Origin of the sequence: Bartonella sp. AP40SXNS (assembly GCF_042195825.1) — a bacterium.
In the GTDB taxonomy this organism is placed as follows: domain Bacteria; phylum Pseudomonadota; class Alphaproteobacteria; order Rhizobiales; family Rhizobiaceae; genus Bartonella.
Genome location: NZ_JBHIPB010000004.1, coordinates 81,302 through 107,436, shown reverse-complemented (window position 1 = coordinate 107,436; position 26,135 = coordinate 81,302). Strand labels below are relative to the sequence as shown.

The following is a 26,135-nucleotide window of genomic DNA, read 5'->3' as shown; positions in this document are numbered from 1 at the left end:
AGTTTTTTATGAACAGTGTTGAAAAAAGGATTTCAGCTCGCTTATCGTTGCGTGATCCTCAACGTGAATCATTAAATATTTTGGTGAAAATTTTAGAAAATATAGAGCTTTCTAAAAATGCTGATTTAGTTTCGAAATTAGAAATAATAAAAAGTCTCTATCCTTCTGTACAAGATTTTGAACGAAGCTTTCCCTCTTTTTGTTTTGCCTTAGCAACGGGAGTTGGAAAAACGCGACTTATGGGAGCTTTTATTAGCTATCTTTATTTAACAGGTCGTAGCCGACATTTTTTTGTTTTAGCGCCAAACTTGACTATTTATGAAAAATTAAAACAGGATTTTAGTCCTCAAAGTCCGAAGTATGTTTTCAGTGGAATAAGTGAATTCATTGCAAATAGACCCATTATTATTACAGGTGAAGATTATGAAAGTGGTAAAGGTATTCGCGCTGATGAACACCACTATTACGGACAAAAACGTTTGTTTGAAAATCGGGATACGGCCTTTATCAATATTTTTAATATTTCTAAAATTAATACAACGGATAATAAAAAAGGCGCACTAAAATCTAGTATTCCGCGAATTAAACGCTTACAAGAAACGATTGGTGAAAGTTATTTTGATTATCTCGTAAATCTTCCTGATTTAGTTTTGTTAATGGATGAAGCACATCGTTATCGAGCGTCTGCTGGTGCAGCAGCAATTAATGAGTTAAAACCTGTTTTAGGAATAGAACTTACAGCGACACCGAAAACAATAGGTGCAAAACCTGTAGATTTTAAAAATGTTGTTTACAGTTATTCACTTGCAGAGGCTATGAGAGATGGTTTTGTAAAAGAGCCTGCTGTTGCTACACGTAAAGACTTTCGTCCTCAAAATTATACATCTGAACAATTAGAACATATTAAATTACAAGATGCAATTCATGCCCATGAAAACGTGAAAGCAGATTTAATTGCCTATGCCAAAGATTATAACAAAAAGTTTGTTAAGCCTTTTATTTTAGTTGTCGCTCAAGATACAAATCATGCACAGAAATTGCGTGATTTATTGGAATCAGATGATTTTTTTGCAGGAGCTTATAAGGGAAAAGTTATAGAGATTCATACAAAACAGTCAAATGTAGAGGAAGATCAAAATATTCAAAAACTCATTGTGATTGAGAATCCTCATGAGCCAACAGAAATTGTTATTCACGTTAATAAATTAAAGGAGGGATGGGATGTTAGCAATCTTTATACTATCGTACCGTTGCGTGCATCGGCTTCAGAAATTTTAACAGAACAAACAATTGGGCGTGGATTGCGTTTGCCTTATGGGCATAGAACAGGCATAGAATCTATTGATCGTTTAACAATCATTGCGCATGATCGTTTTCAAGATATTATTGATCGTGCGAACGATCCGAATTCAATTATAAAAAAGCATATTGAGATTGGAACAGGGGGTGATATATCCTCTGAAAAATCGGATATAGTGACAGTTCCAAGTCAAGCAGAAGCTTTATTTATAAAAACGATAGTAACACGTCATTCCGATATAAATGGAACATCTGATTTACACGGTATCATGTTACGTAATACGGATTCACCCACATTAACCTCTGAAGAACAAGAAATTGCTGCTATCGCATGGGATATTATTAAAGAGAATGATAATTTACCAAGTTCTCAAATGCTTTGTTCTGCACCGATACAAGAAAAAATGAATAATAAAATTATGAGTATTATACCGCTAGCACAAAAGTCTCTTGTGTCAAAAGTGGTTACAATTCTGACAAAACAATTACCAGAACTGATCATAGATATTCCCAATATTGTACTCATACCTTCGCGTGAGGTTACTTATGGTTTTTCTGATTTTGATTTGGAAAATCTAGAAAGTTTAAATTTGCAACCTGTTAGTAAAGAACTTTTAATTCGAGAATTGCGTACCCATAAAAGCATTTTTCTCACTTCTAAGGATAAATATATTAAAGAACCTCATCTTGAAAATTACATCATTCGTGGTTTAATTGATAATGATTTTATCGATTATGATAGCCATACGCCATTATTACGAAAATTGGCTTGTCAGATGGTAGAGCATTTCCAATCTTATTTACCCAATGATATAGCCGTTGAGAACGTATTAATTCACTATCAGCATAAGATTAATACTTTTATTGTTGCGCAATTAAGAAAACATCAATGGGAAACACAAAAAGATTATGAGATTAAAGTTACACGAGGTTTTACAACTTTAACACCTATCCATTATGTTTTGCCGCAAGGAACATCTCCTATTGATTTTCGTAATATTCCTGCCATTAAAAGAGACATTAAGAAACTTATATTCAGCGGCTTTAGGAAATGTTGTTATCCTTTGCAAAAGTTTGACTCAGTAGAAGGGGAATTACGATTTGCTCAAATATTAGAAGACGATGCAAAAGTATTGAAATGGATGAAACCCGCTCGAGGTTTTTTCAAGATAGAATATGATAAAGGATCAGCCTATGAACCAGATTTTGTTGTAGAAACGAAGGATGCCAAATATCTTTGTGAACCTAAAAAAGCTTCTGAAATACAAAACGCTATTGTTTTAAAAAAGAAACAAGCTGCAGTTCAATGGTGTTGTCATGCAACGCATTATGCAGCTACTTACGGTGGTAAAAAATGGTATTATGTTCTTATTCCCCATGATGCTATTAAAGCAAATAGTAGTTTTGAAGGTTTGTGTGCAGAATTTACCATTTCAGAATCTATACTTGAGAGCACATAACTTTTTGCTTTAAAAAAACATAAGTTTTTTAACTGGTCGATGCGAGAAATAATCAAATGTTTGAATATTATTTTTAATTTTGTTCCCTGTTGCACCATTAATTTAAGAATATGAGCTAATTCTTAAATCATGAAATTATTATTTTTTTCTAACTAACTTAAAGTAAAAGGAAAAATTTATAGGGAAATTATACAATATTATGCTTTTTTATGGGGATTTTCAGCCCATTTATGATTTTTGATAAAATAGAAGCTTACTTTCTTTATATGAAACAAAACCTTGAATTTGTAGTCACAAATTCAGAAAAAATATTTTAATTTTATAGACAGCTTTTTTCAAAAAAAATAGACAGTTTGTTGTGTTCTCTTTTGAAATATCTGAATATAATGGAATATCCAGAAGATAAAAGTAGGCTACTTTACATATGACTTTGAATTTAACAAACACTGTTTTTAATTTTTTAAAGAAAAACCCGACAAAAAAATTTACAGCTCGAGAAATTGCTCAATGGATATTTGAGAATTATCCAGAAAAATGCCACCAAAAACAAAAGCGTTCAACCGCAATAATCACTCCCCTTAACAGTGATGCAGCTCTTATTCAGCAAATTGTCGCTGAAATAGGGTCTCTGCGCTCTCAATTACAAAAGCGTTATCCAGAAATTAAAACCACTGAAGGACGACCACGGCAGTATTATTTTACTAAACAAACAGATAGCGCTGAAATTGATGCAGTAGAGGACAATGAAGAAAGTAGAGATTCTTCTGTTAAAGAGCGTGATCTTTATCCATTAGTATCTAAATTTTTATGGTCAGAGCTTGCAGTTTACAGCAAGCGCATTAATGAGAAATGTTCTCGTAATAAACATGGTGCAGGCGGCAATAAATGGCTTTATCCGGATCTCGTAGGGATACAAGATTTAAGCAGGGAATGGAATCGTGAAATCAAAGACTGTGTTTTGCAATATTTTGATAAAAAGACGAAGCTTTGGTCTTTTGAAGTTAAAATTCTCATTAATCGTTCAAATTTACGGAAAGCATTTTTTCAAACAGTTAGCAATTCTTCATGGGCTAATTTGAGCTATTTAGTTGCGAGTGAAATTGAAGGTATTGATACATTAAAAGAACTTCGGATGCTTTCAAGCTTGCATGGAATTGGATTTATAAGACTCGACAAGGAAAACGCCTCTGAGAGTGAGATCATAATTCCAGCGAAAGAACGTAGTGATATTGATTGGGATACTGCTAATAGATTAGTGGAAGAAAACAAGGACTTTTTTGATTATATTAAACTCATTCGTCAATTTTATCAAACTGGTGAAATGCGTCCATTGGATTGGGATTATATGGATCCATGAGGAGTATTAAAAAAGCTCTATTGTTTAAAGGCTCTTTTTGTAGAGTGATAAAAAATTACTTTCATGGTTTTATTTGATGATTATATTTAGGTAATACATTGATTTATAATGATAATTGGTATTTTTGACTTAAATGAGAAGTCTGAATATCATAGCATTCAATCATTTTAAACTATCTTATATTGGTGTTAATCAATCAAGGTTGTTTTCGTGCATCTCACGAGAGAGGCGATAGGGAAGGGGCGTGTGGAAATTCTGTTTGGAGTGTTCTATTTTGTGCAAGAGATGTGATCCCATTAGATACTAGATTTAATGATTATAATTCATTACATATTTTGTATTGTAGAAAGTAAAATTAAACTTTGTTGTTTCTGTTTAACATAACATCAAGCATTGAAAAAATTTCCTCCTCATACTGAAGTTTCTTACAGAAAATTTATTCTGCTCTTTCCTTGTTTCCGATTTCTGTTCGTTCTGATTATTATTAAGTTCTTTATTCTCTGCATTAAATATTTAAAAAGAAATATCAATTTTATAAAATATTCACATAGTTTATTTCATTTCTTGAAATGGATTTAAAAAATAAATTTCTATCATATCTTATGCTCAAGAGAGTGTGTGTAACACAATATTCTATTTATTTTTCAATAATACCGCACGCTAAACGTGCTCCACCTCCGCCAAGCGGTAATGGTTTATCTGATTGATTATCAGCCCCTAAATGAATGACTAAAGAGCGCCCTTTAATTTCAGAGATTGTTTTTAATCGTGGAGCAAGAACGCTCATTACGGCATTTCCTTGCTTATCAACATAAAGTGCCGGTAAATCACCAAGATGACCATTTACATTATAGGGTCCTAAGTGTTTCCCAGTATGCTCTGGATCATAATGTCCACCCGCGCTTCCACCTATTATGCCATCTTTTGTATCACATGAAGGATTTACATGTACATGAAAACCATGAATCCCTTCTGATAAAGTAGATAAATTAGGGATAAAAATCAAACCGTGTATGTTTTCTTCAATTTTAATGCTACCAATAGCCTTTTTGGAATTGTTATTTTCTAATTTATAAATATTTATTTGTTTTGATAGTGCTAATGCAGAATTTTTATGAATTAAAAATGCCATAAAAAACAATAATGATAATAATATTTTTTTCATAAAATACCTTTATACTTACCTTTAAATAGATTATTATCTATAAATAATAATCTATACTAATTATATCTTATATAAGTGTCTTAAATTGAACTTTAAGAAAAATAATTTACATAGAAATATTAGTTCTTATAAAGAGCAAATAAATTAAAATATGTTTATATATTTCTGAACATAATTTTTATTTTTTGATCTATAAAAAATACAGCTTTATGGATGAATAATTATATCTCACTTACATTTCTTCAAGAGATGCTTTTAAAAAATCTACTTTTTAAGATATAATAAGGAATTCTAGTAAGTTAGCTATTATTTCATTTATAATATGATGATCGTTTCATCAAAAAAAATAACATATAATTTGTTGATGATTTAATTGTTTTTCATAGAAAAAATGACGAGGAGTTTCTATTTATTATGAAATTTATAAGAGAAAGAATTATTATGATTCGTATAAATTTCCCATAAAATACAGCATATACCGACACTCCCTCCCATTCCTGATCCTATCAGTGCTCCTATTATTATTCCGGAAGAAAGTGCTACTCTTATACCCATTGCAATAATTGGACCAAATCCTGGAAGAGCAATATAACCATAAGTTGCAAGAGTTGCCGCGATAGCTCCTGATAGGCTACCATTTAAACCGCCAATAAAAGCAAATTCTTTAATAGAATGGCGGCACTTTTTTAATTTTTTTTTCTTACGGCTGTAAAAAGAAACGTTGCTGTAAATTTTAAAATCAATCATATTCTTTTCTCTCATTTTGAATGCTAACTGTTCCTGAATAGTCAACGGATACGAAAAAATGGGACTTTTTAAATTTTACCAAAGCACGCCAGATACCATTGTCATCTAAGCGTAATCGTTTAATATTCTCAAAACCATTTTGCATAAGACAATTTTTAACTTGTGAAGCAGTAAATGAGTTCTGACCTATTTTAGTGACCTTTTGAGTAGAGCTATAGGTAAAGGCTTGACAATAAGGAAGGTGGAAAACTTCACTTATTGAAGTCGTGACTATCAACGAGACACATGCAATCATTATAAAAAAAGTACTTAATTTCAAAAAATTATTTAGTGTCATCTTATTACCATTTGTTGAAACAACACTTCATTAACCTCTGTGTTACTAACAGGTTCCAAAGATGATTTTATTTTTAATATTATAATTAACAATAAAAAGTTTTGAAAATATATTGATTAAATAAAACTGTTTTTCATTTTCTTTATAGTTCTAAATTTAACAGCTATGATTTAGCAAGATATATTTATTATTTAATTTGTAGTATATAATTCAGTTTTATCTTATTTCATATCAATATACTAATATATATAATAATTATTTAATAAAAAATAAATGTATAGTTATATTAATTATACATATTATTATTACAAATAAATTAAATAAATATAATTAATTATTTTAATATAATTTGTTACTTCTTAGAAAGAACAAAAATATATTTTTACATCAGTAATAGATATGATTAAAAATGCAATTTATTATTTTTTATTTTACGTTATTATCCATTATTGCTTAGTAGAGTTGTTTAGATGATTTTGTTGGAAATATTTGCATAATTTCCTTGAATCCATAACCGGGATACATTCCTTCGCGCATAAATAAATTACGTAATGGCGGGAAACTATGTAACAAACCAAGCCCAATGCTTCGTATGATATGAACAGGCAACATATGAGAAAGTAGAGCAGAGTTCAGTGTATGAACAGCTCCACTTCGGATTAATATATCTGGTTTGCGGCATTTGTTATAATGTGCAACAATCATTTCAGTGTTAGAGTTGGATATTTTATTGGGTAAAATATCAATTAAAGTTTGGACATCACGCAATCCTAAATTCAATCCCTGTGCTCCAATAGGGGGGAAAACATGAGCGGCTTCACCGACTAAAATTGTTCGGTTAGCAGCAAAATGATGAGAAAGAAGTCCGAAAAGCGGCCATGCTTGAATTGATGTTTCTAAGCTTAGCTTTCCAAGCATTGATTGCATTTTGTTTTCGATCATTTTTGCAATTGTTTTTGGTTCTATATTCAATAATTCTTCAGCAAGGGAAGGATGAACAACCCATACAAGACTAGATCTTCGTCCTGGTAGTGGAACCTGTGTAAATGGACCGTGTTCTGTATGAAATTCAGTTGATGTATTTTGATGAGAAAACTCATGAGAAAAGTTGAGAACAAGTGCTTTTTGTGGATAATTCCACTGTTTGACACTTATCCCTGCTGCGGCACGTGTAAGAGAGTGACGCCCATCGGCTGCAACAACAAGTGGTGTTTGAATGACTCTACAATCAGCAAGAGTAATACATACATGGTTTTTTGTATGATGAACAGATTTGGCTGCAGAAACAAATCTTGTAATATTAGGCGTATGTGTAACAGCATCGACTAAAGCACTGTTTAATTTTACATTAGGTATATTATAGCCAAAAGCTTTTTCACCAATTTCAGCAGAAGAAAAATGTACCGTAGGAGCATGCACAATTCTAGAAGTTATATCTATAATTCTCATGGACGATAAAGCAGCTGCATGTTTTTGAAGATTATCCCAAATATTGAGTTTTTGAAGCATGCGTATTGCAGGCATCATAAGAGCAGTTGTTCGTAACTCATCTGTATGAGCAGGGGGCCCAACAAGAAAAACAGAAAGCCCCTCATGTGCAAGACTCAGCGCAGCTAACATTCCGACAGGACCTGCACCAATAACAGCAATATCTTTATGCTCGTTTTTTTCAAAGATCACAACTGTTTGAACCTTTCTCCATTGAGAAAATATTTTAACATTTCCAAATGATCACTCTCTTTTTATTATATGAAGCTCTTCTATTATTATAGTATGTAATAAATTATGCGATATAAAAAAGTAACCTTTTTATGATTTTTTAAAATGTTGAGTTATATCATCGGTAAAAAATGGCGTATTGATAGATGATTGAAGACTTTAAAAACGAGGATAAGAAAACCTTGAAACGTAAACTAACAAAGAAAATCAAAACAAATGCTAAATTATTACGCCATAAAAAAGTAACAATGCCACAAGCAAAGGCCTTTTCCGTTCATTTACTAACAGCTTCGGGATCATTTTTAGCGTTTCTTTCTCTTATATCAGCCTCTCAAAAAGAATGGACAGCTATGTTCTGTTGGCTTGGGCTTGCCCTTCTCGTTGATGGTATAGATGGACCAATTGCACGCAAACTTGATGTTAAATACGTTCTTCCAACATGGTCTGGAGAGCTGTTAGATAATATTATTGATTACGTGACTTATGTCTTAATTCCTGCCTTTGCACTCTATCAAAGTGGTTTTATGGGGGTAGGGTTATCATTTTCATTGAGTGCAATCATTGTTATTTCATCTGCTATTTATTATGCAGATACTAGTATGAAAACCAAAGAAAACTTTTTTAAAGGATTTCCTGTTGTTTGGAATATGATGATTTTTACGCTTTTTGTCGTCAGGCCAGGAGAGTGGATTACTTTTATCATTATTGTTTTATCGGCGATTATATCTTTTTTACCAATTTATTTTATTCATCCAGTAAGAGTCCTTCGTTTACGTAGAGTTAATTTTCCCATTTTTCTCTTATGGTGTGTTTTTGGTGTTTCTGCCTTCTTTTATCAACTAGAGGCTCCGTATTGGGTTAAAATAGGAATTTCGGTGACAGGAATTTATATATATTGTATTGGTGCAATCATGCAAATATTTCCTCAACTTGGGGGGGGGGAATATAAAAAAACAATGAAATAGTTGTTTTTAAAAGGGTGTAAGATGCAAATTGACTTTGGAGCAGGTGATGATATTTCTTTTACGAAAGAAGGATGTGCTGGTATTATAAAGCTCACGCGTCCTTCAGCATTAAACGCTCTTAATCAACGAATGGTTTCAGCTTTAAGAAAAGCTCTCAGAACATGGGAAACAGATGACAATGTTTCTTGTGTCTTAATTGAAGGGGAGGGTCGTGCTTTTTGTGCTGGTGGAGATGTTGTGGAAATCCATCATATGGGGAAAAGTGCCTCTGCTTGTCAATACTTTAGGGATGAATATAGCTTAAATGCTTATATCAAACATTTTTCAAAACCCTACATTTCTTTCTTAAACGGTATTTGGATGGGGGGAGGGGTAGGTATTTCTCTCTATGGTTCGCATCGAATTGTTACAGAAAATACAGTTTTTGCTATGCCAGAAGGTGCGATTGGGTTTTTCCCAGATGTAGGTGCAAGTTTTTTCTTACCATCTCTTCCCAATCATTTTGGCATCTATCTTGCATTAACGGGCGCACGCATAAAGTGGGGAGATTGCTTAAATTTAGGATTAGCAACACATGCCGTTTCTGAAATTGAATTCGATAGGGTTAGAAAAGCTGTTATTGAGCAAGGAGATCCCACTTTAGCTTTAAACCAGCGAGCAATTACAAAAGATTATGAAACGAGTCATGAGATACGTTGTATTATTAACAGTTGTTTTAGTGCCCACAGCTTAGAAGAATGTCTTGAGTTGCTACATAAAAAAAGCAATGAAGATGTTTTATTTGCTAAAGAATGTTATGATATTTTGCAGTCACGTTCTCCGACAAGTTTAAAAGTTATTTGGAAACAAATGAAACAAAATTCATCTCAAACGTTGGAAGACTGTATGAAAATTGAAAACCGCATAGCGCATCATATGATTCATTCACATGATTTTTATGAAGGTATACGTGCTATGTTAATCGATAAGGATAAAAGACCTAAATGGCAGCCAGATAAACTTTCAAATGTGACAGATGAAATGGTAGATTCTTACTTCCAACCTGTTGAACAAGAGTTATTATTGTGAAAAATAATTCACACAAACAGATTTCAAAAATCAATTTAATCTATAACTGTTACTTACGGTTTTTGGCACTTATTTGCTTAGTTCTAGGTGTTTTTTATTGGATACGCCTTGTGGGGGTCTTTCCAGGTGTTTTATGGCGTTTTGACCTTATGCCTTGGCAGTGGCAATTTGCATCAGCTATATTGGCTATTCTCTATCCTATTGCTTTAATTGGTCTTTGGATGTATTCACTATGGGGCATTATTTTATGGTGTGTTGCCGCATTGATTGAAACAATAGCAATATATTATTCCGATTTTATTTATCAGCCTTTTGTACCATTGTTTCATGGAATATTATTTTTAGCTTTTATTATCTTACAAATTATGATGATTTTTTTAAAAAGAGTAAAAAATAAAAAACCATTATGATTAAAATTTTCGAAAAAGATTTTTCAATCTTAAAAAGTCATCAAAAAGTTTTTTAAGTAATAAGTAAAAGATATTCACCTCAATTATCAAACTTCTATTCTTATATATTAAAATACGCCCTTTCTAAAAAGTTCCATAATATATATTATGCGATAACATGATACAGAAGATAAATCCTTTATCCCAAAAGAAAACCCTACTTTAAAACATCATCATATTTATATCATACAATTTACTTTTAAAATAAAATTTGGTCTTTAAAGTATATTCCTTAAAGACCAAAAATAGTGATAATAAAATTACATATAATAAATAAGAAAAATTACTGTACTATTTTACAACGTTTCATACGTGCAAGATCACTTAAAACAGCATTACGATTATTTAAAGCCGAAATTTCATTGCTTTCACTGGATTTAGGATCCATAAAAAACAGAGCAGGTAAAAATACAACACCTGCCGCTGCTAAAGCTACATTTTTATTTCTTGCTGTAGAACGCTCTCTAATTGTATCATTAATCTGTCGTTTATTAGCAAAAAACTCCCGTTGAATATCGGTGCAACTCATTGATCCATCATGTAATGTTGTCGTTGCAATATTTTTTTCTAAACGCCCCCCACATGCTGTTAAGGAAACTGCTAAAACGGCAATACATACACCCCGCTTAAAATTCTTATACATAAAAACCTCATTTTAAACATAAAAAAGTGACATTTATGTCAAAAATAAAACAAAATAAAGGATAATCTTCAAAAAATTTTATTTAACGTAAAATATTGTATGAATAAACTTATGCAGTTGTTTCGAAAGTAAGGCCCTGATACGCAGGTTTTACATAGGATGGAACGTAATTTACGACTGCATTATAATCCAGCGATCTATCCATATGTGTGAGTATTGCTTGTTTTGGCTTTAAATATTTTATCCATTGTAATGCTTGATCAACAGAAAAATGACTTGGGTGAGATTTAAATTGAAGGGCTTCAATGATGAGAACATCCAAACCCATTAATTTTGATAATGTTTTTTCAGGAAACTCACTAACATCTGTACAATAGGCAACATTTCCGATACGGAAACCTAAAGAATGAATATTTCCATGGTGTTGTAAATGCGTATTAACGCTTATTGCTCCACCCTCCCCTTGAATAATAAATTGGCTATCTTCATTGATAAGATGCTCTTTTAAAATAGGAGAATAAGATGAATCTTTTGGTGTTTGAAAACAATATCCGAAAGCATTTTTGAGATGTTCTAGTGTAAATCTGTCAGCATAGATATCTATTAAACATTTTTGTGCAAGTGCATAGCTGCGTAAATCATCAATACCGTGGATATGATCTGCATGAGAATGCGTGTAAAGAGCAGCATCAAGATGGTTCACATGCGCTTCAATCATTTGTGAGCGAAAATCCGGCCCCGTATCAATAACGATTGTTGTTTTTTTTCCTGATGGTTTAATGCGTTCAACTAATAAAGAACTTCTGTAGCGTTTATTTTTAGGATTGTTCGGATCACATGTTCCCCAATCACCATTAGGTCTTGGCACTCCTGGAGAAGGCCCACACCCTAATATTGTAAATCGGTATTGATCACACATAACTTTTGCCTTATTTCATTTTGCTAAATAAACGAAAAGCATTACGGGTTGTTATTTGAGCTGTTTCTTCAATGCTTAAACCAATTGTTTCAGCCAAAACAGCTGCTGTATAGCATACAAAAGATGGTTCATTTGTTTTTCCCCGATGAGGGGTAGGTGCTAAAAATGGTGCATCTGTTTCCACCAACAAATGTTCATGGGGCACAATTTTTGCTATTTCACGGATTTCAAGAGCGTTTTTAAAAGTAAGAATACCTGAAAAAGAAATATAACCACCAAGCTCAATTCCAGCACGAGCAAGTTGCATTCCAGATGAATAACAGTGAAGGATAAAGGGAAAAGCTCCTTCTTTTATCTGTTTGCGCAATATTTTTTCCATATCGATATCGGCATTGCGTGAATGGATAACAAGAGGAATCTGTGTTTCTCTAGAAGCGATGATATGTTCTTGAAAAACTTTCTTTTGTTCTTCTGGTGTAGAGTAATCATAATGATAATCAAGCCCCCCTTCCCCAAACGCAACAATTTTAGGATGATTCGAGAGCTGTATAAGCTCTTCCGCTGTAATATTTTGTTCTTCATGCGCATGATTGGGGTGTGTTCCAACGGAACAAAAGACTTGATCATAGCTTTGCGCAATAGCTAACAGCTTATCTAACTTATGAACATGGGTTGAAATTGTTATCATACGTTTAACGTTAGCATCTAAAGCCCGTTGGATAACATTATCCAAATCTTGTGAAAAATCTTCAAAATCAAGATGACAATGTGTATCAATCAACATGATGAGTATCTTCTTTCTTCAAGATATAACGAGGAAAAATTGGTTCTGGTGGTGGAAGATCAAGTCCTTCTTGAATTTTCGCATGGCTTATATGATACAACAACCGATCATCTTCAGCAATCGCAAGGATATTAAGAAGTTTTGCTGCTGATTGAGGTATGAAAGGCAAAAGCATTATTCCTATTCGCCGCAAGATTTCTACAGTTATATAAAGAACTGTAGAAAATCGATCTCGATCATTTTTACGTAAACTCCAAGGTTGTTCGTTGGCAAAATAGCGATTGGCATCTGCTACAATTGAAAAAATAGCTGAAAGGGCTAAATGCATACTATGAGAAGACATTGCTTGATGTACAGTTTCCAGCACCTGAAGAGATTGTTCTAAAAGCTGTTTATCTTGAACTAAGAATGAAGTTGGTTTTGGGACTTGTGCATTACAATTTTTGGCAATCATAGATAAAGAGCGCTGTGCCAAATTACCAAGATCATTAGCAAGATCAGCATTAATACGGTTCACTAAACTCTCATGGCTATAACTACCATCTTGTCCAAATGGCACTTCACGGAGAAGAAAATAACGGACCTGATCAAGACCGTAATGATCAACCATTTCAAAAGGATCAACGACATTTCCAATAGATTTTGACATTTTTGCACCACGATTAAGTAAAAAACCATGTGCAAAAATATTCTTAGGCAAATCAATTCCAGCAGACATTAAAAATGCTGGCCAATAGACTGCATGGAAACGAATAATATCCTTACCAATAATATGCGTATTTGCAGGCCAAAAATCACGTTTTGTTGAATTTTCATTGAAAAAACCAATTGCTGATAGATAATTTGTAAGTGCATCAACCCAAACATACATTACGTGCTTTGGATTATCAGGAACAGCAACGCCCCAATTAAAACTTGTGCGTGAAATAGAGATATCTTTTAAACCCGATTTGATAAAACTTATAATTTCATTTCGCCGCTCAAGTGGAGCAATAAAATCAGGATGTTTTTCATAATATTCAAGAAGAGCCTTTTCATAACGAGAAAGCCTAAAAAAATAACTTTCTTCTTCATTCCATTCAACTGGAGAGCCTAATTCCTTCTCGCGACGGATATTGTCTTGTCCAACTTCCGTATCTTTCTCTTCATAATAGGCTTCTTGGCGAACCGAATACCACCCCGTATAACGGCCGAGATAAATATCACCATTTGCTTCCATCTTTTTCCAAATTTCTTGACACGCTTGATAATGGCGTTCTTCTGTCGTACGGATAAAATCATCATTAGAACAATTTAATACTGCAAGCATTTTTTGAAATACCGCACTATTACGATCTGCAAGTTGCTGAGGTGTCATGCCTAATGCAGCTGCGGTTTGTTGCATCTTGAGACCATGCTCATCTGTACCAGAAAGAAAAAATACATTTTTCCCGTTTAACCGTTGAAAGCGGGCTAAAACATCGCTTGCAATGGCACTATAAGCATGTCCAATATGTGGAGCACCATTCGGATAAAAAATGGGAGTTGTTATGTAATATGTGTCACGCATGTCATACTCGTTGTAAAACGCTATAAATAGAAGATATTATGACATAGCGTTTGTTCATCGCATTGTCACGGAAAAACTAATTCTCATGAATGATCTTATGAACTTTAAAAAGTAAGTTAATAACAAACTGCTTTTTATCGAGATTAAACAGTTGTATTTCCTCTATTTCTTGATGAATCTCTTGCCATTTTCCCGCATATTTTTTTGAGAGAAATAAGTCTCCCTTTTCAACGAGCATAATAGCTTTTTTTTGAATTTTATTAAGAATTTCATCACAAAATTGTTGAAATTGGAATGTAGAAGAAACAGATGAAAATGTTTGTGCAAGAGTATGTACAATCGTTGCGTTACAAACAGGTTTCTCTAGGAGAGCATCAATTGTTTTAATAATTTCAAGACCGCCATGGCAAATAAGTAAAGCGGCTTTTCGAGGGCTTCCTTTAGATTTTTTAATAATCATTTCAATTGTTTTTTCATCAGGTAAATCCTGATCGGCGAAAATATGTATAATAACTTTTTTCATTTCATCGTTATTCAACGGACGAAAAGAAATTTTTTGACACCGTGAATGGATTGTTGGAAGCAATTTTCCTGAAGAATGTGCGATAATAACAAATAACGTTTTTGTAGGTGGTTCTTCAAGTATTTTGAGAATTGCATTTGCTGCATTTCTATTCATATCATCTGCAGAATCAATAATAACAATACGCCATCCATTATCTTGCGATGTTCGACTTAAAAAATGCATAATATCACGGATATCATCAACGAGTATTCCTGTTTTAAACTTTTGCGTTTTCACATCAAATCGACGTGAAATATACAAAAGACCAGGGTGACTTCCTTGTGTAATTTGGCGCCATGGGGTAGAATAAGGATCGGGTTTCAGGAAAGAACTCTGTTGAAAACTTAAAATATTCCAAGCAAGATGAAAGGCTAATGTAGCCTTTCCAATCCCATATTCTCCTTCAAATAATAATGCATGATGCAAACGCTCTTCTTTAAGCATTTGTGTCAAAAAATGACGAACATCCTCATGACCAAAGAGAACATTGTTCTGGGATGGTGATAAAATTGTATCAATATCATCATATTGGCGTAAGGTATTTACATTACTCATGAAAGCTGTTCCAACAATAGCTGATGACAAATATTTTTTATTTGATGAGCAATGGCTTCCACTGAGCCAGTGGCATCAATGACTCGAAATCTATGGGGTTCTTGTTTGGCCAATTGAAGAAAAGCCTGACGTCTTTGTTCTTGAATTTCCAACTGATCTTTTTCAAAATAATCAATTTCTTCTGTTTTTTTTCTTCGTAAATTTGCACGCTTCATACCACACATTGCTGGCATATCTAATAAAAATGTTAAATGAGGCAAAATACCATTGAGCGCAATACACTCTAAAACAGAAAGAAGAGAAGAACTGACTCTATTATTGAGTCCTTGATAAACGCGTGTAGAATCAATAAAGCGGTCACATAAAACGATTTTACCTTTTTGCAAAGAAGGTGCAATAACTTCATGAAAATGGTCAGCGCGTGCAGCTGTAAACAAAACAGCTTCAATCAACGGTCCATACTGTCGCGCCTGCCCCGACAACAAAATATGCCGGATTGCTTCTGCTCCTGGCGTTCCTCCTGGTTCTCGTGTTGTAACAACATCATAACCTTGGTGAGAGAGAGACTCAGCAAGTAAAGAAATCTGCACCGTTTTTCCTACCCCCTCCCCTCCTTCGAATGTAATAAAATAACCTGACACGTATGACCTTAACCTTATTAGCGCGTAACTACAAATATTTCCGTAACCATCCAATTGTTATTTCATAGAATGCATTTTTTACTTTTGCAAAGAAACTTCCTTCCTGAATATTCATTCCGGCAAAAACTGGTTTTTCCAGAAGAACCTTTTTATCTTCTAAAATTTGAATAACACCAACTGATTGCCCAGAAACGATGGGGGCTTTCAATGGACCATGATATTTAATTTTTGCTTTAACATTTACTTTTTTTTCATTCGAAAGCATAAAACTTATTGGTGTTTTAACAATGAGTGGAACAAAATTTTTCTTACCACCGTAAACAGAAGCACGACCAACCGTTTCTTCTTTTGTGAAAATTGTTTTGAGATCAAATGCCGTCATCCCCCATTGAAGAATGCGTTCTATTTCTTTTGTATATTTTTTACCATCTTGCAAACCATTGATTGCTAAAAAAAGACGTCGATGATTTTTAGAAATGGTGGCAACCATTGAAAAACCTTCTTTTTCACTGTAGCCAAAACCAAATCCTTCTACACCAATTTCCTTAGAAATAAGAGGGTTTTTATTACGTTGAAAAATATTATTCCATGTAAAATGAGGCTCACAATAAAGTGCATAATAATCCGGATATTCCTGAACAATATGACGTGCTAATATAATCATATCACGCACAGTTACAAATTGTCCCTCTTCGGGTAGCCCTGTAGCATTAACAAAATGACTCTGAGATAATCCAATTATTTTTGCGCGCTGATTCATCAGTTTTACAAAATGATCTTCATGTCCTGATATTCCTTCAGCAAGAATAATAGCAGCATCATTTCCATTCACAATAATTAAACCACGTAAAAGATCAGAAACACTGATTTCTGTCTTTATCTTTGCAAACATAGTGGTTGTACCGGAAGGTGCTCCACCTTTGCGCCAAGCATTTTCACTGACCTTGAATTTCTGCGTACTTTTTAATAATCCTTTTTTTAATTGATGAAATACAACTTCTGCTGTCATCAATTTTACTAATGAAGCAGGAAAAAAAGGAGTGTCACTTTGTTTTTCATAAAGTATTGTCTCTGTATCATCATCGAGTAATAACAGTTGTGATGCGGGAGTTTGAAAATCTTGTGCTCTCCCCCACGTATCAAATGCCAATACTCCCCATAATATCAATAAGATCCTTAATGCTGTATACATAGCTGCTCCTCCCATCCCAAAGATCAACATAAAGAATCTTATATAGGAAAAAACTTTTTGATTTCTGAAAATTGAGGAATTATTTACAACTCATAAAAAGATTTTATTTTCATTTAGCTTTAGAAAAAATAATATGACACGTTTTTTATCTTCCATGTAGGTTCAATTTAACATTTTAAATGTATGAGAGACAAAAGATTTTTTCCTATTTTTATTGATAGTATTTTGATTTGTTATGATAAATTATCATTTTAAAATTGAAGCTAACTCAAAATACTGTAAGATTCTTTCATCCCCTCTTCTCATATTGAATTCATTAAAAATCGCTTACTTACGGGTCATAAGTAGGGTTCGTATATGGATAAAAATTATTAAAAAAGAGAGTAAAAATACTTCTTATAAACCTCTCAAGTGTTAAGAATTATCGCACAAAACATCGGAGACTTGCAAAGTGTATGATGGTGTCGATTTATATCTTCATAAGAGTAAAGATGCTGATGTCTAAAGGCGTTAACAGTTATACCATTCACAGGCGCTGTCGCAAAATAGGCTTGTAGCGTGTTAAAGTATGTCTCTTTTAAATAAGTCCATGAATTGGCAATGTAAGTGTATTTTGTTTGAGACGCTCTGTTTTTCGTGAGGGAACTTACTCCATTAAAGAACATGATAAACAAAAGCATGAGATAATGCATAATCTTTTCATAAGATATTACCGTAGATACTTTAGAAAGATGCAAGGCCGAATCAAAAGAAAATATTTTTTTACTTGTTAAGCTTTTTATTCCTCTCAAATCGATTGTACAAGTTGTTTTAGAGATTACACAAACAGACTGACACAATAATTTACCTTCGTCTAGCAAAAGCTATTACAGCAAGAAAAGTACACGCTTTATTAAGCAAGCAATATCATAAAACGACGAATAGACCAGCAATGGAGTGGAAAGGCCGTACTGAATTTATAATAATAGAACCCAACCACGCTTTTTGAAAAGGACAAAGCGCTTTAAGATAAAAATCCTACACTAAATCCGTAATTTCTTACCTTTTTTACTAGAAAATTATATAGATAAAAAATCAATGCATTTTTTCTTAAAACAGTTGTAGCCAATTAACCTTTGTTTTTTTGTTTAGCTTATTTATAGAAGCAACTTGATCGAATGGTATCGGCTTATCAACCATGATAGGACCAATTTCTGGCAATTTAACTGCAACAGTTTTATTACGTTGTTCTTGTTCAACAGCAGCTGCTTTAGCTAATTCTTTTTTGTTCCTTGTATTGCGCTGCTCTTTTAACAAAACAGTTTCTCTTTTTTTCGCAACATTTTCCGACGCTAATGAATATGGGGCAGCATTTCCAGGAGTATAAGAGGACATTAAATATGCAGCATCATAATAGCCAACAGGTGCTTCAGCAATATATTCTACTTTAACATCTGCGACCCCCCTATCTACATACCCCAATATTGCCGCAGCTTGCCTTGATAAATCAATGATTCTGTCTTTCATAAAAGGTCCGCGATCATTCACTCTAACAACGATTGAAGACCCATTTTTCAAATTAGTAACACGAGCATAGCTAGGTAAAGGCATTGTAGGATGAGCAGCAGTCAAAAGATTCATGTCATAAATTTCACCGTTGGCAGTTAAACGTCCATGAAAATCTGAACCATACCATGATGCTTCGCCAACACGTTTATAAGTTGGATCACTTTGAGGATAATACCACTTTCCTTTTATTTGATAAGGTTTACCAACAATCGCTCGTCCACGCTTTTTTTCTTCCGATTGATTCTTCTTATTGGATACTTGTTGAGGTAGTACAGAAGTGTTTACGTTAATTGGTTTATTATGATAGGAATCTTTTATTGAAAAATTCATAGTTTGGCTTGCGCAACAAGATACCAGTGACTGAGAAATGACAATCATAGAAAACAATTGAAGTGTTGGTTTAATCATAAAAGTAATTTTCTTTTTTCTATTTGAAGGCATCTATTCAGTCCACTTATTTCTGTTAAGTAATACTGTAAAAACCACATCACGCTTTTTGTACGCAACGGAAGAATTTACGTTTTTTAATGATTCCCCTCGCGTATATACCACTCTTAAATTGGCTTCTTTTACCAAGAAATTAACGTATTGTTAACTTTTTTATGGTTTTTATACGAAATAAATGTACTATAGTAGATGTTAAAAAGATTAAAAGTTAAATGAATCAACATCTTATAGAAAATTCATTTCATAATATTAAAGTGTGAATAAGTGGTGATTTTAGCAACTGTTTTGCGAATCATGTAATGTATTGAGTATTAAAAAACTACCTATGGATTGAGAAAATTAGAAACTACATGTGCTGCCAACGCAGGTACAACCCTATCCGTAAGCTTAAAGCTCTTTTTTGTTGGGAAGGAGACAGCATAGCATCGCTCTATTCCAAAACAGCTGATAGAAAATGACAGACTATAGAATCAAAAAACTTCAAAAAGAATCAAAACAAAAAAGATTCTTAAATTTTTTATAGCCTATTGATATTACTTAAATTTGGTGAGCGCGCAGGGATTCGAACCCTGGACCTACTGATTAAAAGTCAGTTGCTCTACCAGCTGAGCTACGCGCTCCCACACAAGCTATCTAGTTTGCATACTATGTAGTTTGCAGAAAGTGAAGGGAACATACGGTTGACTTTCCATTTGGTCAACACCTTTTGGAAAAAATATTATTATTTTCTGCAGTTATCAATAATTTTCCGTTTTCGCTCCTTTACTTCATCATTGTATAAGTACTTTTTAATCTTCTTTTTGAAGTTTCAATAAAGGAAAAATTTCACTGCAAAATATTGCATAGATTCGAAGCGTTAAAATTATGAGAAATCCCCCCTTCCCCTCACATGGGTTGTTGAGCATAATGGGTAGAGAAGAAAAATACCTTTTATTATAATATTATTTTTATATTTTAGTGTTCAATTTTCAAATATGAATACAGATTTATAATATAATATATTGATTTATAATAATTTATCATTTTTTACTTGAGTAAAAATTCTCAAATACTGTAAGTTTTTCTCATTTCAAATCTTTTTTATATTGAAACAATAAAAAGCATTTGCTCGACCAATAAAAGTGAGGGAATAAAACTATATAAAAAAAGAAATGAAAATGATACTTATGCCTTCTTTCAATAACTAAAAATTATCGAAACATTAAGGGGATAGCAAAATAGTATGATAGTGTTAGCACGTTTGATATAAAAATGCGGCAATCCAATAGATTTTATATTATTCATCACAAAATCTTGATGAAAGCAAGCACATTGAGAGATACTTTTTTAAACAAATGTACCAATGAGCGACAATAGCATTCTAGAGGGATGACTTTTATTCATGCACAATGGCTATATAATGAAAGCCAATTTATTCTATAAAATAAAGCAGACATAATAATGCAAAATGATTCTCGATACACCTTGAGTGATCAGTTCTATTATTGACAATAATGTTTTCTAATTCACTTTTTATATCAGAAATTACAAGATACGTATATATATTTTTAAAAGAGAAAGATACCACTGATCATAAACTTTAGTGTCGAATAATTCAGTTTATTTCAGAGCTATAAAATATTTTTATATATGATGTAATATTAATGTATTTATATAATATATAAATAATATTTTAATAATGTTATTAAATAAATAATTTTATATTTATAATACATTAAATATAAATAAACATATTAACTTATTAAATTCACTTATAAGATCAAAAATAAAGCAAATAATTTTGATTTAGCGAAAAAAACTTGCATAATTATTATGTATACACGTATTTTTACTTTATTCCTTTTTATTATTTTGATTGGAACATTGAATGCTGACATGTAAACAATATGAGTTACTCTTGTTTATTCACAATCATATAAAAGAAACAGGAGTTTCTCCTTCTTTTGAAGAAATGAAAAATGCATTAGAACTTTCTTCAAAGTCTGGTATTCATAAGCTTATTATAGCTTTAGAACAAAGAGGTTTTATACGTCGTTTGCCTAATCGTGCGCGTGCAATGGAGGTGATTCGACTCCCTGAGAAAATAACATTTAACCTTTCTTTAGCACGTAAGATTTCTCCCAGTATGATAGAAAAAAATAAAAGAGAAATATCAAAAAACTTGAGTAATTTTGAAGTAGAAGAAAAAAAAAATACCACCATTCCCATTATGGGACGCATTTCTGCGAGCGTTCCTGCTTCTGCTATACTGCAACAAACAAGCACACTTTCTCTTCCACACGATATGGTTAATACAGGTGAGCACTATGCACTAGAAGTTAAAGATAATTCTATGGTGGAGGCTGGTATCCTTGATAAAGATACGATCATTGTGAAACGCCAAAATACAGCAATATCAGGTGAAATTATTGTCGCGTTTATTGATAAAAAAGAGGCAACATTAAAACGTTATCGACGCAAAGGAGCCTCTATTGCATTAGAAGCTGCGAATCCTCACTATGAAGTACGTACATACAAATCCGAGCGTGTAGAGATACAAGGCAAGCTTACTGGACTTATTCGTAAATATTAAATAACAATCGCATTTTATATTACGCTATACATACGCCAATAAAATACAGTAAAAAAAACCGTTGGACATTTTTAATATTGTGCCACAAGAAATTGATTTTCTTCTCACTCCTCAAAAGACATCCTCCCCCAATCTGATCTGAGAATAATTCAGATTCTTGTTGAATGAATTCTTTTTTCCCTTCCCTTTTACGCGCTTCACTTACGCAAGGCTTGATAAGTAAGCTTAGAAATATTCATTACACGCTCTAAAGTACTGAATGTTTTAAGGAGTTTGCTTTATATCATCGCTCTCAACGATGGTATTTTACAGTATAATAAGATAAAATCATATGCATGCATAAAATCACGTAAAATATTGTAGAAAAAAATCAAATAAATTTGTAACAGATTGTATTGCATATGTATAAAAATAAAGAACATTTTTTCTTTTTAAGCCAATAAAAGAGTCATTCAATTGTTCATAGTCATTATAGGATTATTATGGTCGCACCTCGTATTAGTTTTGTCTCTCTCGGATGCCCAAAAGCACTCGTAGATTCTGAGCGAATTATTACACGCCTTCGCTCTGAAGGGTATGAGATTTCACGTCAACATCAAGGAGCTGATGTCGTTATTGTGAATACCTGTGGTTTTCTTGACTCGGCAAGGAAAGAATCATTAGCCAATATTGATGAAGCTCTTAAAAAAAATGGAAAAGTTATTGTAACAGGGTGTCTTGGTGCTGATCCTGATGCTATTCGCCAAACATATCCTAATGTATTGGCTATTACAAAACCGCAAGCTTATGAAAGCGTTATAGAAGCTGTTCATACAGCAATTCCTCCTGTTCATGATCCTTTTCTTGATTTAGTTCCTCCCCAAGGTATTCGTTTAACTCCTCGCCATTATGCCTACTTAAAGATTTCTGAAGGATGCTCTAATCGGTGTAGTTTTTGTATCATACCTACTTTGCGTGGTGATCTCACTTCACGTCCCATCAGCGATGTTCTTCGTGAAGCTGAAAAACTCGTGCAAGCGGGTGTAAAAGAACTTTTGGTTATTTCACAAGATACGAGTGCTTATGGTGTTGATCTTAAATATCTCGAAAATTCTTGGAAAGATCGTACAATCAAAACCAAATTCTTTGATCTTTGTCGCGAACTAGGCGATATGGGTATTTGGGTACGTATGCATTACGTTTATCCTTATCCCCATGTTGATGAAGTTATCGAACTTATGGCTGCAAAAAAAATTCTTCCTTATCTGGATATACCTTTTCAGCATGCATCACCGACTGTTTTGCGTCACATGAAGCGTCCCGCACTTATGGAAAAAACAAACCGTAGAATTGAAAAATGGCGAAAAATATGTCCAGATCTTACTTTGCGATCAACATTTATCGTTGGTTTTCCTGGTGAAACGAATGAAGATTTTAATATACTTCTAGAATGGCTAGAAGAAGCAAAAATTGAACGCGCGGGGTGCTTTAAATATGAAGAAGTAAAAGGAGCTGCCGCAAATGATTTGGGATTAAAAAATATTCCTGAAGAGGTGAAAGAAAACCGCTGGCATCGTTTTATGGCAAAACAACAACAAATTTCTACACATCTTTTAAAGAAAAAAATTGGAAAAAGACTCCGAGTGCTTATCGATGAAAGTCAAGGAAAAGTTGCCAAAGGACGTAGTCAATACGATGCTCCAGAAATAGATGGTGTTGTCCATATATCATCACGACGTCCACTGCGTGTTGGTGAATTTGTCACTGTTAAAATCGAACAATCGGATGCCTATGACCTTTATGGTATAGCAGTTTAAAAAATTAACTCCTTCCCTGTCCTCAATGATGAAGATTTCTATTAGCATCGGTTTATAAAAAGATCTGCTACTCACAGTCGAACTTGATCACTTATATAGCTTACTTCATGAGAATTTACGAGCAATCTTTGCTCTGAATGTTTGCTATATACTCCCAAAATACCAAGCAGTTATATATTCTCTTAATTTAATACCTTATAAATGAGCTTTAAATGACGGTGACGGCGGCGCAAAAGAATAAAATCCACAAGGTTTCCCATTTTTAATTAACAAAAGAGCAAATCGACAGCCGTACTATTTTTTCATTTTTCATATTACGACAGTCATTGGTTAGTGAAAGGAAACTTTTTTCAAGAGTGTTTTATGCACACAAGAATTTCCTTTGTGATATGCAAACGGATGTTTTTTATGGATGCAATATAAGAGAATTTGAAACAAAACAATCTGACGATATTTAAATGAAAAAAATAAATTATCATTATAAATAAGTCTCTTATCTTAAACTCTTTAAACTTATTTTTTTTAATATCTAATTTTTATTAACACGTTTTAAAATCAAAGAATTTCTTATCAAGCAAATGACTTGGGCGCACATTTGTTAAAGCGCGAATCATCGTATCTTTACGTCCTGGCATTTGTTTTTCAATGTTTTTCAGCATTTCTTTCATTGCATTACGTTGTAACCCATCTTGACTGCCGCAAAGATTACAAGGAATAATTGGGAATTGCATTGCTTGAGAAAATTTTTCCATATCTTCTTCAGCAGCATAGACAAGAGGACGTAATACAAAAAGATCACCTTCATCATTTTTAAGTTTTCCAGGCATAGCGGCTAATCGACCACCATGAAACAAATTCATGAAAAACGTTTCCAAAACATCATCACGATGATGACCTAAAACTAATGCAGAACAGCCCTCCTCACGTGCAATGCGATAGAGATTTCCTCGTCGTAAACGAGAACAAAGGGAACAATATGTCTGCGTCTTTGCCAATTTATCTGTAACAATGGAATAAGTATCCTGATATTCAATACGATAGGGAATTTTATAAGAACTTAAAAAGTCTGGAAGAATATGTTTCGGGAATCCTGGTTGTCCTTGATCAAGATTACAAGCAAGAATTTCAATGGGTAAAAGACCACGCCATTTTAAGTCTAAAAGAAGCGCTAATAAACCATAAGAGTCTTTTCCACCCGATAAAGCGACAAGCCATTTTTTTCCCGTAGAGAGCATAGAAAAATCATCCAAAGCCTGCCGCATATGACGCAAAAGCCGTTTGCGCAATTTATTAAATTCTACGCTGGAAGGAGCAACCCGAAATATTGGATGACATTCATCTGCTTCTCTTTCCAAAAGATCATCTCTCTCTTCGTTTTCTTTTATTGCCTGATATTCAACTGAAACATCATTCATAATACCATATCCTGCACAAGTAATAGCTCGTTTTGCAAAGACAGAAACAAATATAAAGTAAACTTACATTTATGTTTTTTGAATTTATAAAATTAGATACATAAAAAAGAAATGGAACTATATAAGTTTATCGCTCTAAAACATAGCAATAAACTTAATATAGAACCATTCACAAAAAACACTTGTTAACTTCAAAGATTATAAAAAACACACTATTTTGAAGTTATAATCACAGAAAGAGGAAAACATGTTTCCTCATAAAAAATTATCGAGAATAAAATTCAACAACCAAATTAGGTTCCATTTGCACAGCATAAGGAACATCTGCAAAAGCAGGAATACGTGTAAAGGTTGCTTTCATCTGTTTATGATCAGCTTCAATATAATCAGGGACATCACGTTCTGCCAATTGTACTGCTTCTAAAACTAAAACAAGTTGTTTTGATTTTTCCCGAACCTCAATAACATCACCAGGCTTACAACGATAAGATTGAATATTTGTACGCCGCCCATTTACGTTAACATGACCGTGGTTGATAAATTGACGAGAAGCAAAAATTGTAGGTACAAATTTTGCGCGATAGACGACAGCATCCAAACGTGACTCTAACAGACCGATAAGATTTTCACCAGTATCCCCCCGTCGACGAGCGGCTTCTTCATAAGTTTTATGAAATTGCTTTTCTGAAATATCTCCATAAAACCCTTTCAGCTTTTGTTTAGCGCGCAACTGCACCCCATAGTCAGAAAGTTTTCCTTTACGACGCTGTCCATGCTGACCTGGACCATAATCACGACGATTGACGGGAGATTTTGGACGACCCCAAATATTTTCTCCCATACGACGGTCAATTTTATACTTTGTTGTTTCGCGTTTACTCATCGCATTTCCTTTAAAATAAAACACGAGATCTTAAGACCCCAAGGAAACGCGCCCTCCTCT

General features: G+C 33.2%; 21 protein-coding genes, 1 tRNA gene and 1 pseudogene. 8 read left to right on the top strand and 15 right to left on the bottom strand.

What is annotated here, in order from left to right; translation table 11 throughout:
- Positions 1-8: 8 nt before the first annotated feature.
- Both ACFILZ_RS04520 and ACFILZ_RS04515 read left to right on the top strand, forming a co-directional pair.
- The gene (locus ACFILZ_RS04520; RefSeq protein ID WP_375610360.1) at positions 9-2,759 is read left to right on the top strand and encodes a DEAD/DEAH box helicase; all 2,751 of its coding nucleotides are present in this window, start codon (positions 9-11) and stop codon (positions 2,757-2,759) included.
- Positions 2,760-3,183: 424 nt separating this feature from the next.
- On the top strand, positions 3,184-4,116 hold the full coding sequence (locus ACFILZ_RS04515; protein WP_375610361.1) for a COG2958 family protein: 933 nt from the start codon (positions 3,184-3,186) through the stop codon (positions 4,114-4,116).
- 637 nt (positions 4,117-4,753) lie between these two features.
- Here the strand turns inward: ACFILZ_RS04515 and sodC are convergent.
- The 4 genes from sodC to ACFILZ_RS04495 form a co-directional block, all read right to left on the bottom strand.
- Positions 4,754-5,281, bottom strand: coding sequence for a superoxide dismutase [Cu-Zn] SodC (gene sodC, locus ACFILZ_RS04510; protein ID WP_375606864.1), 528 nt, complete (start codon positions 5,279-5,281; stop codon positions 4,754-4,756).
- 405 nt (positions 5,282-5,686) lie between these two features.
- Positions 5,687-6,043 carry a hypothetical protein gene (locus ACFILZ_RS04505; protein WP_375606865.1) on the bottom strand — a complete coding sequence of 119 codons (357 nt, stop codon included), beginning with the start codon at positions 6,041-6,043 and terminating at the stop codon, positions 5,687-5,689.
- On the bottom strand, positions 6,021-6,365 hold the full coding sequence (locus ACFILZ_RS04500) for a hypothetical protein (protein WP_375606866.1): 345 nt from the start codon (positions 6,363-6,365) through the stop codon (positions 6,021-6,023). The genes ACFILZ_RS04505 and ACFILZ_RS04500 overlap by 23 nt, the downstream gene beginning before the upstream one ends.
- Before the next feature lie 453 nt (positions 6,366-6,818).
- Positions 6,819-8,045 carry a UbiH/UbiF family hydroxylase gene (locus tag ACFILZ_RS04495; RefSeq protein ID WP_375610362.1) on the bottom strand — a complete coding sequence of 409 codons (1,227 nt, stop codon included), beginning with the start codon at positions 8,043-8,045 and terminating at the stop codon, positions 6,819-6,821.
- Positions 8,046-8,230: 185 nt separating this feature from the next.
- Here ACFILZ_RS04495 and pcsA point away from each other — a divergent pair, with 185 nt between their 5' ends.
- From pcsA to ACFILZ_RS04480, 3 genes are read left to right on the top strand one after another with little or no spacing between them, the layout of a single operon-like run.
- Entirely contained in the window at positions 8,231-9,049 is an 819-nt protein-coding gene (gene pcsA, locus ACFILZ_RS04490) for a phosphatidylcholine synthase (protein WP_375610363.1), read from the top strand.
- Between the two features lie 21 nt (positions 9,050-9,070).
- On the top strand, positions 9,071-10,117 hold the full coding sequence (locus tag ACFILZ_RS04485; protein WP_375610364.1) for an enoyl-CoA hydratase/isomerase family protein: 1,047 nt from the start codon (positions 9,071-9,073) through the stop codon (positions 10,115-10,117).
- Positions 10,114-10,527 carry a DUF6163 family protein gene (locus tag ACFILZ_RS04480; RefSeq protein WP_375610365.1) on the top strand — a complete coding sequence of 138 codons (414 nt, stop codon included), beginning with the start codon at positions 10,114-10,116 and terminating at the stop codon, positions 10,525-10,527. The genes ACFILZ_RS04485 and ACFILZ_RS04480 overlap by 4 nt, the downstream gene beginning before the upstream one ends.
- A 322-nt stretch (positions 10,528-10,849) precedes the next feature.
- On the opposite strand, the gene ACFILZ_RS04475 is transcribed toward ACFILZ_RS04480, so the two are convergent.
- The 8 genes from ACFILZ_RS04475 to ACFILZ_RS04440 form a co-directional block, all read right to left on the bottom strand.
- Positions 10,850-11,209 (bottom strand): hypothetical protein, encoded by a 360-nt coding sequence (locus ACFILZ_RS04475; RefSeq protein WP_375606871.1) that lies wholly within the window; start codon positions 11,207-11,209, stop codon positions 10,850-10,852.
- Between the two features lie 109 nt (positions 11,210-11,318).
- A complete protein-coding gene (locus ACFILZ_RS04470) occupies positions 11,319-12,128 on the bottom strand; it encodes an MBL fold metallo-hydrolase (RefSeq protein WP_375610366.1) in 810 nt (269 codons plus the stop codon).
- Positions 12,129-12,138: 10 nt separating this feature from the next.
- Positions 12,139-12,912 carry a TatD family hydrolase gene (locus ACFILZ_RS04465; RefSeq protein WP_375606873.1) on the bottom strand — a complete coding sequence of 258 codons (774 nt, stop codon included), beginning with the start codon at positions 12,910-12,912 and terminating at the stop codon, positions 12,139-12,141.
- Positions 12,902-14,461: a methionine--tRNA ligase gene (metG, locus tag ACFILZ_RS04460; protein ID WP_375610367.1), complete on the bottom strand. Its 1,560-nt coding sequence runs from the start codon at positions 14,459-14,461 to the stop codon at positions 12,902-12,904. The genes ACFILZ_RS04465 and metG overlap by 11 nt, the downstream gene beginning before the upstream one ends.
- Positions 14,462-14,537: 76 nt before the next feature.
- The gene (locus ACFILZ_RS04455; protein ID WP_375609482.1) at positions 14,538-15,581 is read right to left on the bottom strand and encodes a DNA polymerase III subunit delta'; all 1,044 of its coding nucleotides are present in this window, start codon (positions 15,579-15,581) and stop codon (positions 14,538-14,540) included.
- Positions 15,578-16,222: a dTMP kinase gene (tmk, locus tag ACFILZ_RS04450; RefSeq protein WP_375610368.1), complete on the bottom strand. Its 645-nt coding sequence runs from the start codon at positions 16,220-16,222 to the stop codon at positions 15,578-15,580. The genes ACFILZ_RS04455 and tmk overlap by 4 nt, the downstream gene beginning before the upstream one ends.
- A gap of 28 nt (positions 16,223-16,250) precedes the next feature.
- Positions 16,251-17,414 (bottom strand): D-alanyl-D-alanine carboxypeptidase family protein, encoded by a 1,164-nt coding sequence (locus tag ACFILZ_RS04445; RefSeq protein WP_375610369.1) that lies wholly within the window; start codon positions 17,412-17,414, stop codon positions 16,251-16,253.
- Positions 17,415-18,503: 1,089 nt separating this feature from the next.
- Positions 18,504-19,403, bottom strand: coding sequence for a septal ring lytic transglycosylase RlpA family protein (locus ACFILZ_RS04440; protein ID WP_375610370.1), 900 nt, complete (start codon positions 19,401-19,403; stop codon positions 18,504-18,506).
- A 286-nt stretch (positions 19,404-19,689) separates the two neighbouring features.
- On the opposite strand from ACFILZ_RS04440, the pseudogene ACFILZ_RS04435 reads away from it, so the two are divergent.
- Positions 19,690-19,867: pseudogene (locus tag ACFILZ_RS04435) on the top strand (integrase); the annotation flags it as partial.
- 86 nt (positions 19,868-19,953) lie between these two features.
- On the opposite strand, the gene ACFILZ_RS04430 reads toward ACFILZ_RS04435, so the two are convergent.
- Positions 19,954-20,029, bottom strand: a tRNA-Lys gene (locus ACFILZ_RS04430).
- Between the two features lie 1,247 nt (positions 20,030-21,276).
- Here ACFILZ_RS04430 and lexA point away from each other — a divergent pair.
- Positions 21,277-21,981 (top strand): transcriptional repressor LexA, encoded by a 705-nt coding sequence (lexA, locus tag ACFILZ_RS04425; RefSeq protein WP_375606879.1) that lies wholly within the window; start codon positions 21,277-21,279, stop codon positions 21,979-21,981.
- Positions 21,982-22,463: 482 nt separating this feature from the next.
- Positions 22,464-23,777 carry a 30S ribosomal protein S12 methylthiotransferase RimO gene (rimO, locus tag ACFILZ_RS04420; protein WP_375610371.1) on the top strand — a complete coding sequence of 438 codons (1,314 nt, stop codon included), beginning with the start codon at positions 22,464-22,466 and terminating at the stop codon, positions 23,775-23,777.
- 539 nt (positions 23,778-24,316) lie between these two features.
- On the opposite strand, the gene ttcA is transcribed toward rimO, so the two are convergent.
- On the bottom strand, positions 24,317-25,192 hold the full coding sequence (ttcA, locus tag ACFILZ_RS04415; protein WP_375610372.1) for a tRNA 2-thiocytidine(32) synthetase TtcA: 876 nt from the start codon (positions 25,190-25,192) through the stop codon (positions 24,317-24,319).
- A 265-nt stretch (positions 25,193-25,457) separates the two neighbouring features.
- Positions 25,458-26,075, bottom strand: coding sequence for a 30S ribosomal protein S4 (rpsD, locus tag ACFILZ_RS04410; protein ID WP_375606882.1), 618 nt, complete (start codon positions 26,073-26,075; stop codon positions 25,458-25,460).
- Positions 26,076-26,135 lie beyond the last annotated feature (60 nt).